This window comes from Anaerozeibacter quisquiliarum, from assembly GCF_051162045.1.
GTDB classification, from domain to species: domain Bacteria; phylum Bacillota; class Clostridia; order Christensenellales; family Aristaeellaceae; genus Anaerozeibacter; species Anaerozeibacter quisquiliarum.
In genome coordinates this window covers 111,137-128,357 of the sequence record NZ_JBISDI010000004.1, presented here as the reverse complement: position 1 = coordinate 128,357, position 17,221 = coordinate 111,137, and the positions used below count along the sequence as shown (strand labels likewise).

The window sequence follows — 17,221 nt, the reverse complement described above, 5'->3', positions numbered from 1 at the left end:
CCTCCTATCCGCGTACAGATTTTGACAGGCTCGGGCGCTCGAAGAACCCCAGCGTAATCATGTCTCTCAGGAACTTGCGCAGGTACTCGTTGCCGGTGATGGGCCAGCGCCAGCCCATGCGCAAGAGCACCTGGGTGGTGTAGCGGTTGTCGAGGGGCACGCTTGATACGCACTGCCCCTTGGCGATGCCCTGGTAGGCGACAAGGCTGGTCAGGTATTCGGCGCGGTCAGGGTCGTTCAGCGCCTCGGTGAGCGCTTTCTGGAAAACATCGTCCTCCACCAGCTCGACGGGGATGCCCTCTTCCCGCATAATCATGATGATGTCCCCCAGAAAGATGGAATGGTCGTTGTAGGGTTGGAACACCCGGCATTCGCGGGGCGTTCGGGCGAGGAGCAGCACGGCCTCGGCGGTAGAGTCGATGGGGGCCATCGCGGTTGGGGACAGGTACGCGGAATAGGGGAAGCAGCCGATGACGCTGTAGGCCCGAAGCCGCCCCAGGAAGCTGTTCGCCGCCGCGTTCATCTGGAACTCACCATCGGAATTTCTGGCCATGAGGTTGCCCACGCGCATGATCTTGCCATCCAGGCCCCGGGTGGCGCAGGCCTCGAGCAGCGCGCGTTCGGCCAGGAACTTGCTGTAGACGTATTGGTTTTCCATGTTCTGACCAAGGTACAGGCGCTGTTCCGTAAGCTTTTCCTCCGGCCCCGGCCGCCCGTCCACCGAAAAGCCCGACACGCTGGCGGTGGAAATCTGGATGAGCCGCGCGCCGGTCGCCAGGCACAGATCGATCAGACGCTCCACGCCGACGGTATTCGTCCGGAAGATGCTGTCGTCCTTCGCGAAATGGGTGACGTTGGCGGCGCAATTGACGACCGTCCGGATGGAGGCGCCTTTGAGGTGGGAAAAGGCGCCCGGGTCGGTCACGTCGCCCTCCACGGGAATGATGCGGCTGCCAAACAGCTCGGCGTAGGCGTTTTCAAAGTAGTAGAACAGCAGCTGTTTCAGGCGCTGCTCCGAGTTCGCATAGCGCCCCCGCCGCATCAGGCAGTAGATCGTCCCGGCATCGCGGTCGCGCAGGAGTCTCTCCAGAATATGGATGCCCAGAAAGCCGGTCGCGCCGGTAAGCAGGATGTCGTCCAGCGGGCGGGAGGGTTCGCGCCGGAAGGCGTCCAATGCGTTGTCCCGGAGGATGGTGTCGATCGCCCGGTAGTCGTAGCTGTCCGCGAATTCGTTGGGGTTCTCTCCGCTCTCGCCGCGCGTGATAAGCGCGGCCAGCGCGCGGGGCGTGGGGTTTTGGAACACATCGCCGAAGCTGATGCCCTCCCCGCGGGCGGAATGAAGCCCGGCCTCCTTCAGCGCGACCACCACCCGGGTGACGGACAGCGAAGTGCCGCCGAGGTCGAAGAAGCTGTCCAGCGCGCCGACCTCGTTGGGCTCGAGGCCCAGCACCTGGGCGAAGATGGATGAGAGCCGCTCCTCGGACGCGGTGGCCGGCGGCACGTACTCCTGAAGGCGCAGCGCTTTGGGCTCGGGCAGGTTTTTGTAGTCGATCTTGCCGTTTGCGGTCTGGGGAAAGGCGGAAAGCTGCAGCCACGCGCCCGGCACCATGTAGGGCGCGAGCACCCCGGCCATTTCGGCCTGCAGCCTGACGGGGTCCAGGAGCCTTTCGGCGGTGTAGTAGGCGCAGAGCCGTTCGGCCCCCTGCACCGTACGGATGACCACCGCGCCGTTTTTCACGCCCGGGATGGACAGCAGCGCGGCTTCCACCTCGCCCAGCTCGATGCGCAGGCCGCGCAGCTTGATCTGCTTGTCGTTGCGGCCCAGGATTTCGATCTCACCGTCGGGCGTCCAGCGCGCCATGTCGCCGGAACGGTACATCCTTACGCCGTTTCGCACCACAAAGCGCTCGGCGGTCTGCTCGGGCAGGTTAACGTAGCCCCGGGCCACGCCCCGCCCGCCGATCCATAATTCGCCCACGACAAGCGTGGGCAGCTCGTTGCCGTCAAGGTCCATCACGGCTTCCACCACGCCCAGAAGCGGCGCGCCGATGGTGACGCGGGTGGCGTTGGTGAGTTCCTTGGCGTTGCAGGAGACGGTGATCTCGGTGGGGCCATAGGTGTTGAACAGCCGAAGCTTATGCGCCTCGCCTCCCCGAAGCCGCTCCATCAGCGCCGCCGGGTATTTCTCGGCACCCGCCATCACCACCCGGCAGCGGCGGATGGCCTGGAGGAGGGCCGGATAGGTGGTGTACTCCATCATGCGCGACGGCGTCGCGTTGAAGGCGTCGGCGCCCGTCTTCTCAAAAAGCTCCGCCAACCGCACCGGATCGCGGGCCGCTTCTTCGTCGGCAAAGACCAGCGTCAGGCCGTTGCAAAGCGCGGCCATGCTCTCCTTAAGGAACATGTCGAAGGTGACGGTGGTGATGGACAGCATGCATTTGGCGTCCTGAACCAGCGCGTGGATATGGCGGTTTGCCGGGTCCGGGGTCAGGTAATTGGCGATGCCCAGGTGTTCGATCATCACGCCTTTGGGCTTTCCTGTGGATCCGGAGGTATAGATGAGGTAGGCCAGCCGGTTCGGCGCCACTTCGACGCGCGGTCGGCCGGCGTTCGGATGTCCGCGCAGCGCGTCCACATCCACGCATACCTGGTAATCGCCCAGCCGATCCTCGGTGCTGACGAGGAATTTTGCCTCGCTGTCGGCCAGAATCTGCTCCACCCGCGCCCTGGGGTATTCGGGATCGAGGGGCACGTAGGCGCCGCCGGCCTTCAGGATGCCGAGCATGGTCATCAGGATGCGGCCGGTGCGGGGCAGCATGAACGCCACCCGGTCCTCGCTCGCAAGGCCCATGTCCAGCAGCGCGTTGGCGATGCGGTTGGCCTCCTCGTCCAGCTGGGCATAGCTGTAGCGGGCCTCGCAGGCAATAAGCGCCGTGGCCTCCGGCGTCCGGTCGGCCGCCCGCTCGAACATTCCGTGCAGCGTCCCGCAGGGCAGCGGATCGAGGCGGGAAGGGCGGAAGCTCTCAAGAAGCGCCGCCTGTTGGTCAGACAACAGTGAAATGCCGCTGACAAGCGCGTCCGGGCGGGCGATCATGGCCGCGAAGGCCGCGGCAAGGGTCTGCGCGAAGCGCTCCATCAACTGGGGAGAGTAGAGGGCGTCGTCGTACTGCACGGAGAATACCGTATCGCGCCCGCGCTCCTCGACATGCACCGAGATTTTGAATTTGGGCTCGTCCGCGTTCAGCGCATCGAAACGGGCCTTGTGGCCGCCGATTTCGTAATCCGCCAGTACGCCCAGCTCGCAGGCGTACATGATGCTGGGCTTGAAGCCGTGCTCCTGAGCGATTCGGGTGTAGGGGTAAACCTCGTGGGCCACGGAGCCGCGCAGGGACGCCTGAGCGGCCCCGACGTAGTCCGCCGCCGTCTGGCCTTCCTTCATTCCGACGACCAGCGGCAGCGTGCGCACGAACATGCCGGTGCTGTTTTGAAGCCGGATGTCGCCACGGCCGCTGCTGATGGTGGACAGGCCGACGTTGCGGCTTCCTGTCCAGCGCCCGACGGCGTAGGTGGTGGCGGCGAGGAAGAGACCCGCCAGGGTAAAGCCGCGCCTGCGGCAGAAGGCCTCCGCGGCAGAACGATCCACCGGGATGTCGTATTGGGCCAGGCGGCCGCCGGACTTGCCCGGAAGATCCGCGGAGATCTCGCTGGCGCTCTCAAGATCCTTCAGCAGCTCGTCAAAATAGTCCTTGTGCGCCTGCCACGCGCCGCCTTGCTCCTGCTGCTCCTCCCAGCGCCCGTAGGCATAGCCGGGCATCTCCTCGGCTGCGGGGGCGTTGCCGTCGTAGGCTTCGCCTACCTCCCGGAGGAAGAGGTCCATGGACGCGCCGTCAAAGGCGATGTGGTGAAAATCCGTGAACAGCTCGATGGAATCGGGGCCGGTCGCCACGGCGGCGCGGTACAGGGGCCCCGTGGCCAGATCGAACGGGCGCGCGAAAGCCCGCGCGTAAGCGTCCAGTTCCTCCTGAGACAGCATGAGCCGCTCCACCCGGACGGCGTCCGAGGTGAGAATCTGCAAGATACCGTCGGCGGTGTCCTCGATGCGAACCCGAAGGCCGGGATGCGCGGCCAGAACCGTCTCGACGGCGTCCGCCAGCCTGTTTGCGTCCACGCACGCCGGCAGGACGACGCGGGAGGGGATGTTGTACATCAGCGCGGCGGGGTCTTTCTGGCTATCGAGATACACGCCCATCTGACTTCCGGAAAGGGGGTAGCCCGCCTCGCCGTCCCCGGAATGCTCCGCGGCGGGAGGGGCGTTTTGGGGTTCCGCAACCCTTTCCAGAAGCTGCCGGACGATGCTGTTTTCAATAAATAGGAGGGTGGGATTTGCCAGCAGCCGCTGCACATCCGGCGCGGCGCCGAAGCGCTTTTTTAAAAGGGTGCAGAGCTTGATGGCGCTCAGCGAGGCCAACCCCGCGTGCAGAAGGTTGGTAGAGGGGCCGAACTGGTCGTGTCCCAGCACCGTCCGGGCCACCTCGAAGATGTCCCTGCCCAGATCGGTCGGCGCTGGCGCGTCCGATTTGCCCGCCTCCTCGGAGCCGGCAAAGCTGGGAGCGGGCAGTTTCCGGCGATCCACCTTGCCGTTGGGGTTCAGCGGAATTCTCTCCACCGGAACGGTCGCCGCGGGCACCATATAGGGCGGGAGCTTTTCCTCGACGAAGCGGTTGAGGGCGGCGATGTCCAGCGGCCCGTCCGCGACCACATACGCCACGGCGCACTTGCCGCCGCCGGGCGCGTCCATGGGCACGACCGCCGCATCCTTCACCTGCGGATAGGCCCGGATGCGGCCCTCGATCTCGGCCAGTTCCACGCGGAAGCCGCGAATCTTCACCTGGAAGTCGCGCCGCCCCACGAAGTCGAGGTTGCCGTCCGGGAGGAAGCGCACCACGTCGCCGCTTTTGTAGATCCGGCCGTAGCCGGCCTCATCGGTATACGGGTTGGGCACAAACTTCTCCCGGGTGACGTCCGGGCGGCCCAGATAGCCCCTGGCGACGCCCCGCCCCGCGATGCCCAGCTCGCCGGGCACGCACACGGGCGCGAGACGGCCGTGCTTGTCCATTACGTACGCGCGCATGTTGTCGATGGGCTTGCCGATGGGCACCCGATCGTAGAGCCCGTCGATGGGGAAGGCGCTGGTGATGACGGTGCACTCGGTGGGGCCGTAGAGGTTGTGGAAGGCATAGGTTTTCCCGGGGCCAATGGGCACCAGCGCCTCTCCGCCGGTTGAAAGGTGGCGCAGGGAGTGATTCACCATGCCCTCGGCGAATTGACGGCCCAGTTGGGTGGTCATGAACGCGAGGGTGACCCCGTGTTCGTTGAAATAATCGTTCATCCGATCGACATCAAGGCGCATATTTTGGGGGATGATGTGGATCAGCGCGCCCGCGGTCAGGGCGGGGTACATATCCATCAGGCATGCGTCGAAGCCAAAGCTGGCGTAGGCGGCGACGCTGTCCGCCTCCGTCACGCCGTAATAGCGGCGGTACCAGGCGCAAAGGTGGGCCAGGTTGTCGTGGCAGAGGCCCACGCCCTTGGGGTTTCCGGTGGTGCCGCTGGTGTACAGCACCACAAAAAGGTCTTCAATGCCGGGCCCATCGGGGACATTGGCGGCGGCGGGCAGGCTTCGAACCGCTTCGCTCGACAAAAATTCTCCATCGTAGCCGGGAATGGCCCCGCGCAGGCCCTCGTCGGCAATCACCAGCCGTACCCCGGCGTCCTTCAGCATGAACTCCAGGCGGTCGGCCGGGTAGCTGGGATCGAGGGGCAGGTAGGCCGCACCGCTTTTCAAAACCCCCAGGCCGCCTACGGGCATCATTTCGCTGCGGTCCACCAGCACGCCCACGCAATCGCCCCGACCCAGACCCCGGCGCGCGAGTTCGGCGGCGAGGCGGTCTGTCACGTCGTCGAGGGCGGCGTAATCCAGGAGCGTTTCCGCATGGCGCACGGCGGGGCGGTTGGGCGCGCGGCGGGCCTGCGCTCGGAACTGCTCCACCACGGTGAGGTTCCCGGCCTCGACGTTCACGGGCGCGGCAAAATCCTCCAGAATCCGGCGGCGCTGTCCGTCGGGCAGTTCCGCGGCGTCCATCACCAGAAGATTGCCGTTTTCGCATACGCGCGCAAGGCTGATTTTCAGCTGTTCGGCCATGTTTTCGGGCACCTCGGGCAGGTACAGCGCCTCGGCGTAGGAGAGTTCAAAGCGCATCGAATCCTGTTCGCGGAAGATTTCCAGCTGCAGGTCGACGGGCAGGCGCTGGCTGGAGAGGTGGCGGTACGTCGCCTCGACGCCCTCGACATGGATGTCGGGCATGCGGCTTATGTAGTTGACCATCATGTCGTACACCGGGTTCCGGGCGGCGGTGCGCTCCACCCCCAGCGCCTGGACGAGCTTGTGGAACGGATAATCCTGATGGCGCTTGACTCCGCCAAGCACCCTGTCAACCTCCGCCAGGTATTCGTCGAATCGGGCGGCGCCCGCGGGCTTTAGCCGGGCCACCACGGTGTTGGCGAACATGCCGACGATCGACCGGCTGCAGGCCGCGACCCGGCCGCTCATGGCGGTGCCGAGCACCACGTCCTCGCCGGCGGTATACTTGCCCAGCACCATGCCGACGACTGCCATCATCAGCGTATAGGCGGTGACGCCGTAGCGGCGGGCGGCGTCGTCCATGGGCTTCGCGGGGAGCGCCCAAAACACCGTGCGATCTCCAACGGGCTGCGCTTCCGGGCGGATCGGGCGGGTGGGCATATCGCTTTCGGGCAGGCCGTCCTTGAACATCTCCTTGAAGAACTGCTCGCTCTCCGGACCGCGCGGGTGCTCCTCGCGCCAAACGGCCCAATCCAACAGATCGGGTCCGGGCGGTGGCAGCGGCTTTGCGTTGTACAGGTCCTCGAGATCCTTAAGCAGGATCTCGATGCAGGAGCCGTCCAGCAGGATGTGGTGAAAGCCCAGGAGCAACACCCCGGTATCAGGCCCGGTTTCCATCAGCGCGAAGCGAAACAGCGGCCCTTCTTCCAAATTGTAAGGCAAGTTCAGCGCCTTGATATGCCCTTCCGCTTCCTCCGGGGCGCAGGCGATGCGCGTGAGCTCCACCGGCATATCGTCCCTGACCACGTGGGTGTGTTCGCTGTCCCGCATAGGGTAGCAGGAGCGCAGGATGCGGTGCCGGGATACCAATTTGCGAAGGGCGCGCTCCCAGCGCCGCGGGTCTACATCGCCCCGCAGGGTGATGGTGTTTTCGATGTTGTAGGCCAGGGAACCGGGGCGAAGGGCGTACTCCGCCGCCATCTGCCGCTCTGCGTCGGTCAGCGGCCAGAACGCCCGGGCGGGCGCGGGCGGGAGCGCCGCCTCGTCGCCGGCCATCTGCGCCAGCGCCCTGGGCGTGCGCAGCGTGAGCACCTGGGCGACGGCGGTTTCCGGCACCAGCGTCTGTAGGCGGACGGCCGAGATGGAGTCGCCCCCCAACAGCACGAAGTCATCCAGCGCGCCCACCTTTTCCAGCCCCAGCACCCGGGCAAACGCCGCGCAGAGGCGCGCTTCCCGAGGGCTCGCGGGCGGTTCGTAGCTCGCGACAAAGCGCTGGGCATCCGGAGGAGAAATGGATTTGCGGTCGATCTTGCCGTTGACGTTCAGCGGCAGCGCGTCCACCTGCTCCATGAACGCGGGCAGCATGTAGTCGGGCAGGAAGCCTCGGATGGCGTCCTCCACCGCCTTTGCCGGAAGGGGCTCGTCGGCGGTATACACCGCGTAGAGGCTCGTCTGCCCGCAGGCGTTTTCAAAGCCGACCACAACCGCCTGGCGGGCGGGGGTGCGGCCCACGATGGCTGCCTCGATCTCGCCCGGCTCCACCCGGAAGCCGCGCACCTTCAGCATCCAGTCCTTGCGCTGTACATACTCCAGCACGCCGTCCTCCCGGAGAAAGCCGAGATCTCCGGTGCGGAACAGCCGATCGTTTTGGCCGCCCTCGGCAAAGGGGTTGGGGATGAACTTTTCCCGGGTGAGTTCCGGCAGGTTGAGGTAGCCGCTTGCGATCTGACCGCTGACGCAGATCTCGCCCTTCACGCCCGCCGGGAGAGCGTTGCCCTCGTCATCCAGAATGTAGACGGCGCTGCCCTTGCCGGGAAGGCCGCATGGCGTGGAAGCGTAGGGCTTGTCGATGGGAAAGGCGGTGAAGGGGCCGCAGGTTTCGCTGGCGCCGTATACGCAGTACAGCCGGGTGGTGTCGCTGAAGAGCATGGACACCTTTTCGGAGCCCGTCAGGATGCTTCGCATGGGCATGTCTCCCCTGGCCAATGCCTGGGCCAGCAGCTGGGGGGACAGGGCCGCCGTTGTGATGCCGTGCCGCTTTGCGTATTCGATGAGCGCGCCGGCGTCCCGGCGAATCGCGTCCGACGCGATGTGCAGCGTAGCGCCCAGGTACAGGGCCACCAGCGCGTCGACGACGATGCCTACGAAGGAGTAGGTGAACGTGGAAAGGAACACATCCTCCGCGGTGCGTCCGCACACCGCCACTTCCAGCGCCAGGCCAAGCGCCCGCCAGCTGTTTACCACGCCTTTGGGGTTTCCGGTGGAGCCGGAGGTATACACCACCAAGGCGGGATCCTCCGCTCGGGGATCAGCCGCCGGTTCGCCTGTCATCCCCTCGCAATCGGCCATGAACGCCTCGTCGACGGGCGGAATGCCGCCCGTGTCCGAAATGACGAAGTCGATCCGCTCCTTTGGATAGGCGGTGTTGATGATCGTGAAGGCCGCGCCGGCCTTCAGGATGCCCATCGCCGCCACCAGCACGTCAAAGCCGCGGGGCAACAGAACCGGCACGATGTCGCCCGGTTGAATCCCTCTTTTACGCAACAACGCCGCAACAGCGGAGCTGGCGGCGTCAAGCTGGGCATAGCTTCGGGACTGATCCCCATAAACAAGGGCAGCCCTTTCCGGCGTGATCCGGGCGTGATTCCGGAGGGAGGTTAGGAAGCTCTTCATCCCGTCATCCTCTCATAAGTGGTTCGACACATCTCCTGCCGCCGCGCATCCCAATGGCAATAGAACAGGCGAAAACGCCCCGCGAGAAAGGCAAAGCGCAATAGGATACCGTGCGCGGGTCGCGGTTGCCCCATATGAAAATTATACCATATTTTAGCGTAACAATGCAATGAAATCGTGCGCAGAGCGCCGACAGAACTTTGGGTTGCCCAAGGCGAAGGGTTCCACATTGTACCGGCTTTGTTTTGCGTGTGCCCGGGGCTTGCATTTACCGAACGGTTCATGTAAAATTGGAAATGATTGGGGGCGCCGCGCGCAGTCTCGGATCCGGCGCGCCCGCGCTTCATGCCATCAGCGCTCCACATCATTCCAGGGCGTCTGTCTTGGTTGGCATTCCAGCGGCATCGGCTGCGCTCTATCGCTCGCGCGGCGATAAACCCCGGCAAAACTGCGCACCGACGATCCCCTGTGGGTTGCAAACGTTCCGTGCGCGCTCCCACAAACGGAAGAAAAGACGCCCTTCGGGGTCATGGAGGCGGATGGGCATGTACGAGCGCAACCCATTGCTGATTACGAAGAAGTTTCGGGAATACCTTTTGAGCGCCATCCTCATGTCCTCCGCCGTCTCGCTGGCTACCGTTGTGGACAGCATGATCGTCGGGACGCTGCTGGGCAGCGTCGCCCTGTCTGCGGTGGGCCTGACCGCGCCGGTCATTTTCGGGATCAACCTGCTGCACCTGTTGTTCTGCGTGGGCGGTCTGACCGGCGCCTCCATCTTCAAGGGGCGCAGGGACGCAATGGGCGCCAACCATCTGTTCACGGTGAGTCTGGCCGGGGGCATTTCGTGCATTACATTGTACGCCGCGGCGGTTTGGGCCCTGGCGGAGCCTCTATCGGCCGCGCTGGCCCAGGGGAATGCTGAAGTGCAGGCGCAGGTGCTGGCCTACGTCCGGCCGATTGTAATGGCGGGTCCGCCGCTTGCCTTCTCGTTCGGGCTGGCTCAGTTCCATCGCGCCGACGGAAACCCGAAAGCCGCCGCGGTGGTCGCCCTCACGGCCAACCTCGTCAACCTGGTGCTGGACTACGTACTGATCCGCTACGCGGGCATGGGCATCGCGGGGGCGGGCCTTTCCACCGCGCTGGGATATGTGGCGGGCGTCGGGCTTGTCATGCCCTATGTGTTTTCAAAAAAGCGTACATTCCGCTTTGTGTGGCCGGGCAGGGAACTGTGTAAGCGGCTTTCCTATGTTTTGCGCGTGGGGCTCCCCAAGGGACTCAATCAGGGGACGTCGCTGCTTAGGTCCATGGTGCTTAACGCCATCATCATGGCGACGCTGCGCTCCCCGGGGATGGCTGCCATGACGGTCTGCCTGAACGCGCTGGCGATCGCGTCCATTTTCATCGGCAGCGCGTCGGACACTCTGCTGCCCATTGTGGGCACGCTCTACGGCGAAGGAGACGCCGTCGGCATTCGCGGCGCGGTAAAGGCCGCCGGCCGCGCCATGCTGATCGCAAGTGTCCTCATCGTCATGTTCTTCCTCGGCTGGCCACAGACAATCGGCGGGTGGTTCGGCATTACGTCAAATCAGGATCTACACGTGATGATCCCCGCGCTGCGCATGTTCGCGCTGAGCCTGCCCTTCTATGCAATCAACAACCTTTTGCAGAACTTCTATGCCACCACCGGCCGCGAAAAGCTGGCCTCGGTGATAGCCGTACTGGACGGGTTTGTCTTTGTCGTGCTCTTTGCGCTGGCGCTTACGAAAATCGACGGAAGGCTGTTCTGGCTCTGCTATCTCCTGTCTGAAATCGCCACCCTGGGCGCCGTGCTTTGGGCGGGGCTGCGTGTGCGGCGGGAGGAGAACGTCCGCGGGATGCTGCTGCTCGGCGAGGAGGAACCCGGCGCGCTATGGGAGGTCACGATTCCCGCGGAGGTGGAGGCGGCGACCGGCGTATCGGAGCAGATCATCGCCTTCGGCATCCGGCACGGCTTGACGCCCGTCCTCGCCAACCGGATGGGCGTGGCCGTGGAGGAGATGGCTGTGAATACCGCGAAGCACGGGAGGGGGAAGAACAAGGGCACAACCCTTGACATACGGGTGCGGCTGACGCCGTCGCAACTGGTCGTGAGCCTTCGCGACGACGGGATCCCCTTTGACCCCACCGTATATCCCGAGAAGGATGGGACGTCCTTCGCGGTCAGCGGCATTGAGGTGGTTCGCCGCATGGCGACAAAATCCGAGTATACCCATCAACTGGGCTTCAACACGACCGTGTTCGCGTTTGACCGCGAGTAGCCGCTTGCTGTATACCCCTGTCAAGGACAACGGGGGCATGCGTCATTGGCAGGGAACTGCGTTTGTCCGACCGGCAGGCTGCCCCCCCAGCCGGCTGCGGCCGACAGCGCTCGCCCATCCGGGGACGAGCGCGTCCGAGGGAGCCGGGGGGCGGTCGGCGCTACGGATCAGCCCCATCCGCGCGCATCAAATGCTCTGCCCATTCGCCGTCAATGCCGCCACCCGCTTTCTGCGCGTGACCGCGCCGGCGCGCGAGTTTTTCAGGGATCGCGTCCATGGCGTGCGCCGCCGGCGGCTTGCCGCAAAAGTTGGCCGTCAGCTTGTCCGCCCCAAGCCGCGCCCCCGCCCCGAGGCCATCACGACCACGATCGCCTCCCGCGCATGGCGCCTGAACGCCTCATGGATCCAACAGAACACCGTCCCGCATGCGAAGCTGCCTGTCGCACGCCAATGCGATGGTTGGATCATGTGTGACCAACAGGAGTGTTTTCCCTTGACCGACCAAACGACCGAGTAAATCCATAATCTTCTCTCCATTCTTGCTATCCAGCGCGCCCGTAGGTTCATCCGCGAGGATGACTTTTGGATCATTGACAATGGCGCGGGCGACTGCTACGCGTTGGCGCTGTCCGCCCGAGAGGTTTTTGGCCTTCTCCCGTAACGGAACCAATAGACCGGTCGCTTCTATAACGGCGTCGATCTTCGCCTTCCTCTGTTCCCGCGGGATTCCGGGTTTTGCGTACAACAACGGGAGCTCAATATTTTTATAGACGCTCTCCTCTTCGATCAGCGCGAAGTCTTGCGCAACAAATCCGAAAAATGAATTCCTATATACAGCACGGTCTTTTTCTGAAAAACCGACGGTTTGACGCCCTTCAATGAAATAACCCCCTGAAGTCGGCGTTATGATAAAGCCAAGCAGGTTAAGCAGCGTGGTTTTTCCACAGCCGGACGGCCCGGTAAGCGACACCTTTTCACCGGGCTCCACATCAAACGAGACATCATTGACGGCGGCAACCGCGCCACTTCCCTGCTTAAATGTCTTCGTCAGATTTCGCATGGATAGCAATGCCACTATTGATCCCTCCTAAGAAAGAATACCATATCATGCCGTTTTATGCTCAGCATTGGCAGGAAAGATACGAGGATTGCAATGCCCATGATGAACAACGCAATGGGCATTGATTTTCCACCGTTCGCGTACATACCGGCCAGAACGATAGGCGGTACGACAATCAGCGCGGTATGAAACAGCATCTGTGCGTACAGGTGCTCAAGCCGTGCCCCGCACAACCTTTGAACCGCATAAGCGCTCAAATTCTGATCCACCAGGGTAAGCAGCGTAACGGAAATGCCCATCAGGACGAAAACCAACGCACAAACAATATAGGCACAAGTTAAGATGGCGGCGGAAATCTGCTCACCTAACATCAAACGGGCCGATTCACTCAATTTTCTCGGGATCAGGTTCATCATACCGGTGTCGTCCGCTGCTGCGACAATTGATTCAATCAACTGAGGCGTTGCGTCGACGACGCCGAGATTGGCCATTGCCTGTTCCATCAGGTCCGGATAGGGCAGTTTCCCGATTTCCGCGTATTTGGAGAAAACCAGCACCTTATCATCCAATGTCTCCAATCCCAAACCGCGAAAGTAGGAAGCCCCGCGAGGAAGGCGCTCCAATATGTCCATATCCAGCTTCTCTATACCAATGGTGTCGCCCACATGAATGCCAGTCACGTTATGGCCGACATAGGCTGGCATGCGTTGGCCATCGCAGGTTGGCGCGTCTATTCCAAATGCTTGCCCAAACGAACCCAGCGCAATGACGATTGGCACCGGGTCGGCGGCGTCATACGCCAATTGATCGATGATGGAATATACCCCTTTGTCATTGTCCAGCAAGTCAGTCAGCCACCCATAGCCGGCGCTTGAATACCTGATGCCATACGCGGCGTAATAAGGAGAAAATACCGTGATGTTTGCCCGTTGGAGTTCCCAAGCGGCGCGATAACTGCGAATGGCCTGGGGGAGATACTCCAAACAAAATACGGAGAATACCGTCGCCACGTAGAGCGACAGCATAAAGAGCGCAGAGAGCTTCATTCTTCTGCGAACATCATTCAGTGCAAAGTAGAGCTGATGGATCATCAGGCGTCATCCTTCCGATAGCCGCACATGCGTGACCGCAAACGACAGCGCGTATAGCGCAAACAACACGATCAATTCCATTTGCCAAATTAGCATGATCCAACCGATGTTGGATACAGGAGGGACATGGTAGCAAGTTTCGACCAGTTGGGCGCCGACCAAACAACCCGGCAATGTAGCACCGCCGATTGCCATAACCATGGGAGCGACGCTGCGTCTGAACAGCGCGCATTTTGACGCGCCAACACGCAGATGTATTTTCAGCCTCCCTGTTATTCCATGGAGGATAAACCGGCAAACCATGACAAAATTGACCAGTACAAACAAGAAGCCAATCGAAATGACCAGTGACACACCATCAAACAAAAGCCACAGTAAGGTTTGAAAAGCAAGTTGAGGGCGTTCATCCGCAATGGCTTCATAACCGCGTTCGATAAAAAAATCTGAAATCGTCCCGATTGTCGCTTCCGATGCGATGATGGTGTATGTTCCTGAAATGCTGCTTGTGTCCGCAAAATCGCCGATATAGGGATGCCCAACCGTATAGAGCGGATGCCGATCGTCGTATGTGCCAACGACCGAATATGATTTCGCATAAACCGTATAAAGGCCATCGTGCATTGTTTGGTATTCGTCGATGTAAGAATCGCCGAGCGCAATGATCTCATGATGCGCCGTCGTTCCCACAGCGCCCGGATACCGCCCGGACGCCAGCGCATATCGCTCATAATAATGCTGCGGATCGTAAAGGCCTAAACCAAGCGCGTCGACCGAGTCGTAAATAACGATGGTAGACGGGTCCTGCTCGTTTAGCAGTGCTTTCAACGCCACAAGGTCGGATTCCATCTGAGCGGCTGGAATACCATCAGGATCAAAGACATTGAGCGATTCATAAAACCCATGAGCGGAATAAGGTGTGGAAGTAAGGTTCTGATAGCGGACAATGATCGTGAACCCGAAAATCGAAAACATGATCCCTGCGACCAGGCAAAGAAGGATGAGTATCAGGAATCGAAGCCGCACGGCATCACACCTTCTTTCAACAGAATTTTTCGCAAAGATTGGCGCAAGGGGTACTGCGCCAATCTTTGCATGATTCCGGTTTACGGCCAGCGTTCAGGTTTCGTCGTCTCGTGCGTTATCCATGTAAAACCATAGTTGAACGTCGTCTTTGGCGCGATTGGGTTCAAGGTATCTTTATACTCCTTCGATCGTTTATAGTAACTAGGATCCGAACAACCATAGCCACTGCCGATCGTGTACAACCGCCCTGTGTCACCGGATGATCCTCCTTGATATCTGATATACCCAGAGGCGGCATGCTTACCTTTTTGGATTGCATTAGGCCTCACCTGAACATACCCTTTGTATGTAAAGATATCAGGGTGATCATTGGTTGCGATATTGGGGCTCGTTCCGAACTTCTGTGCGTATGCGGTCACCGCCGAAAATAGTAATAGAACGAGCGACATAACGACAGGAAACACCCGAAGCTTTTTCATGCAAAACGCCTCCTTATTGTCATCCAGCTTGCAAGCAGCACAAAGGTAACCGGCCACTTCCCGCGCATACGCCAATCGCCTCCCTCCGCCGTTTTCTCAACCCACCCTTGCGAAATTCCGCGCTGGGCGAATCGCTACCGCGATTTTTCCGCGCTGTACGCGCTGCGTTTTTCTCCCTGGACGTTGGCGTTGTACTTGGCCTTGTACTTGTAGCCGGAGGCGAGCGAACAGGTCTCCGTTTGTTTCAGAGAGAATTTCCCCGATTCTGTTGGCCAGGACTTGTAGGTGGCCCACTTGCCATTTTTGTACTGCAAGACCGACAAGGTCGCGCTGATGGAATAAGAAGCACTGCTGGCCTTAACGCTGCCGGAAACGGTCGCCGTGCCGTTCGATGCCACGGTTAAATTCGCGGCGAACAAGCTTATGTTCGTGTTGAACGGCGTGTATTCCTCCGCAAGGGCAACCGTGAAAACCTGCGACATTGCGAGCATCATCACCATGCACAGCGCTCGCTTGATGATTTTATCCATTTGTTTGTCTCCCTTCCAATTTGTGCCTTCACCATAGGAAAGTCTTTTCTCAGCGTTTCATCACACTGTTTCCTGTTAATTGTATATTAAAACAGGCAGGGCGCGCGGCCCTGCCTGTTTTACGGGAAAGATGCCTATGGGATTGGAATGCTCTCGGCGATCTTCAGGCATTCGTCGTATGGGAGATCCGTATAGATCGCAAAACACATATCGCCGTGGAAGAACTGGATGGCCGTGGTGTTGCCCTTCTCGATGACCTCCGCGTTCGTGCCATGGATCGGAGCGCTCCGCACAGAAGCGTCTTCTGTATCCAGCATCAGCGGCGATTCGCCGTTGGATTGATAGTAACTGATGAACTGCTGCGTTTCGGGGTTTAACCAGTACGCATCGGTTACTTCTGCGAGGACCGTTGAATCTTGAAGCACGAACCCCTCCGGTATGTAGGCGGGGGCTACATGGACCATCTTGCCCGGCTGCTCGCCTTTCTCGTAGGAGATGGAGTACAGGGAGTTTTCCGGGAAGCGCTCGATCAGGAAGCGGATCAACGCCGCCCGGGCGGGCTCGTAGACTGCGAGCACGACGGCCGCGGACAGCGCGACGGCCAGGACAATGCCCGCGGCGTAGCGCGCAACGCGGTGCGCGAGCGACCGTTTGCGCCGCGGCTTCACACCGCGCTGTTGCTCGAGCACGCGTTCAAACCACGCGTCCAGGTCGACGTCCTCAAGCGCCGTCCAGTCCACGTCGCCAAGTGCCCGATCCGCTTCCTCGCGGATCAGTTCCAGCGCGCAAGCGCCGAGTATGGACAGGTTTTGAGCCTCCAACGCATTCGTCATATCCGTACGCTCACTCTTTTTCGCTCGATTCGCAATCATTGAGCAGGGCCCTCAGGTTTTTGATGGCCGCCGCCAGCAGATTCTGGGCATAGCTCTCGCTGATCCCCATATCCCGGGCAATTTCCGCATGGGTCCATCGCAGGCCGTATTTGAGCGCGATCACCCGCTGCTGCTTATCCTTGAGCTTCGCGACCGCGGCCTTTGCCTCCGCATGCGCAAGCCGTTCCAATACCAGTTCCTCGACCGGGCTTTCCGGCGCGCCGTCCACCCCGTCCGTCTCAAACAATTCGAGCTCCACCACCTTCCGGCTGCGCTGCTTACATCGAATATAATGGTTCTTCATCATGGTAAAGCCGTATGCGGCAATTTCATCATCCTGCAATTGTGTAAATTTTTCGATTCTATCGATGATGGCCAGGAAGACCTGCTGCGTCGCGTCCTGAGCCCACGGAACATCGCCTGACAGCTTATACCCATAACCGAGGAGACGCCGCTTAAGCTTGTGATATAGCCGTACCACAAACTCCCGCTCGGATTCCGTCGAGATCAGGCTCAGATAAAATGACAACATCGGCTGGCCTCGCTTCGCCGCCCATATTGCACCAATCATAACCGATGTGCCCGTCTCCCGCAATCCTTTTTCTCTCCCCCTGCCCAATATCCATTGCGGTCCTGCGGACAATATCGCCTTGCAAGCCTTTTCCATGTTGAGGAACGCGCCGAAAAACGGTATACTCCTTATGAGAATATTTCGGTGGATCCTTTTGTTTGACAGATGGAATGAAGGGCCTGCCGCAACAGGCCTTGGGCGCTCTGGCGCCGGAAACGGCAATGCCGCCCAATACGTCTGGATTTTTGATATGGATAGGGGCGC

Annotated in this window: 9 protein-coding genes; 1 reads left to right on the top strand and 8 read right to left on the bottom strand. The window is 61.1% G+C overall.

Features of this window, described 5'->3' with window-relative positions; translation table 11 throughout:
- Positions 1-4: 4 nt before the first annotated feature.
- Positions 5-9,034: an amino acid adenylation domain-containing protein gene (locus ACH6CV_RS02930; protein ID WP_456356665.1), complete on the bottom strand. Its 9,030-nt coding sequence runs from the start codon at positions 9,032-9,034 to the stop codon at positions 5-7.
- Between the two features lie 545 nt (positions 9,035-9,579).
- Between ACH6CV_RS02930 and ACH6CV_RS02925 the strand changes: the two genes are divergently transcribed.
- Complete coding sequence (locus ACH6CV_RS02925) at positions 9,580-11,331, top strand: MATE family efflux transporter (RefSeq protein WP_456356664.1); 1,752 nt, start codon at positions 9,580-9,582, stop codon at positions 11,329-11,331.
- 397 nt (positions 11,332-11,728) lie between these two features.
- Here the strand turns inward: ACH6CV_RS02925 and ACH6CV_RS02920 are convergent, their stop codons facing one another.
- The 7 genes from ACH6CV_RS02920 to ACH6CV_RS02890 form a co-directional block, all read right to left on the bottom strand.
- The gene (locus ACH6CV_RS02920) at positions 11,729-12,406 is read right to left on the bottom strand and encodes an ABC transporter ATP-binding protein (protein WP_456356663.1); all 678 of its coding nucleotides are present in this window, start codon (positions 12,404-12,406) and stop codon (positions 11,729-11,731) included.
- Positions 12,406-13,482, bottom strand: coding sequence for a hypothetical protein (locus ACH6CV_RS02915; RefSeq protein WP_456356662.1), 1,077 nt, complete (start codon positions 13,480-13,482; stop codon positions 12,406-12,408). Before ACH6CV_RS02915 ends, ACH6CV_RS02920 begins: the two co-directional genes overlap by 1 nt.
- A gap of 6 nt (positions 13,483-13,488) precedes the next feature.
- On the bottom strand, positions 13,489-14,505 hold the full coding sequence (locus ACH6CV_RS02910; RefSeq protein WP_456356661.1) for a hypothetical protein: 1,017 nt from the start codon (positions 14,503-14,505) through the stop codon (positions 13,489-13,491).
- A gap of 80 nt (positions 14,506-14,585) precedes the next feature.
- Entirely contained in the window at positions 14,586-14,984 is a 399-nt protein-coding gene (locus ACH6CV_RS02905; RefSeq protein WP_456356660.1) for a hypothetical protein, read from the bottom strand.
- A 134-nt stretch (positions 14,985-15,118) separates the two neighbouring features.
- A complete protein-coding gene (locus ACH6CV_RS02900) occupies positions 15,119-15,514 on the bottom strand; it encodes a hypothetical protein (protein ID WP_456356659.1) in 396 nt (131 codons plus the stop codon).
- 134 nt (positions 15,515-15,648) lie between these two features.
- A complete protein-coding gene (locus ACH6CV_RS02895; protein WP_456356658.1) occupies positions 15,649-16,347 on the bottom strand; it encodes a DUF4367 domain-containing protein in 699 nt (232 codons plus the stop codon).
- A gap of 10 nt (positions 16,348-16,357) precedes the next feature.
- Positions 16,358-17,053 (bottom strand): RNA polymerase sigma factor, encoded by a 696-nt coding sequence (locus ACH6CV_RS02890; protein ID WP_456356657.1) that lies wholly within the window; start codon positions 17,051-17,053, stop codon positions 16,358-16,360.
- Between the last annotated feature and the right edge of the window lie 168 nt (positions 17,054-17,221).

Excerpts from the sequence above, each read along its gene's own strand:
- ACH6CV_RS02895 (WP_456356658.1), bottom strand. The coding sequence starts at position 16,347 with ATGACGAATGCGTTGGAGGCTCAAAACCTGTCCATACTCGGCGCTTGC.
- ACH6CV_RS02930 (WP_456356665.1), bottom strand. The coding sequence starts at position 9,034 with ATGAAGAGCTTCCTAACCTCCCTCCGGAATCACGCCCGGATCACGCCG.
- ACH6CV_RS02890 (WP_456356657.1), bottom strand. The coding sequence starts at position 17,053 with ATGGAAAAGGCTTGCAAGGCGATATTGTCCGCAGGACCGCAATGGATA.
- ACH6CV_RS02925 (WP_456356664.1), top strand. The coding sequence starts at position 9,580 with ATGTACGAGCGCAACCCATTGCTGATTACGAAGAAGTTTCGGGAATAC.
- ACH6CV_RS02915 (WP_456356662.1), bottom strand. The coding sequence starts at position 13,482 with ATGATCCATCAGCTCTACTTTGCACTGAATGATGTTCGCAGAAGAATG.
- ACH6CV_RS02900 (WP_456356659.1), bottom strand. The coding sequence starts at position 15,514 with ATGGATAAAATCATCAAGCGAGCGCTGTGCATGGTGATGATGCTCGCA.
- ACH6CV_RS02905 (WP_456356660.1), bottom strand. The coding sequence starts at position 14,984 with ATGAAAAAGCTTCGGGTGTTTCCTGTCGTTATGTCGCTCGTTCTATTA.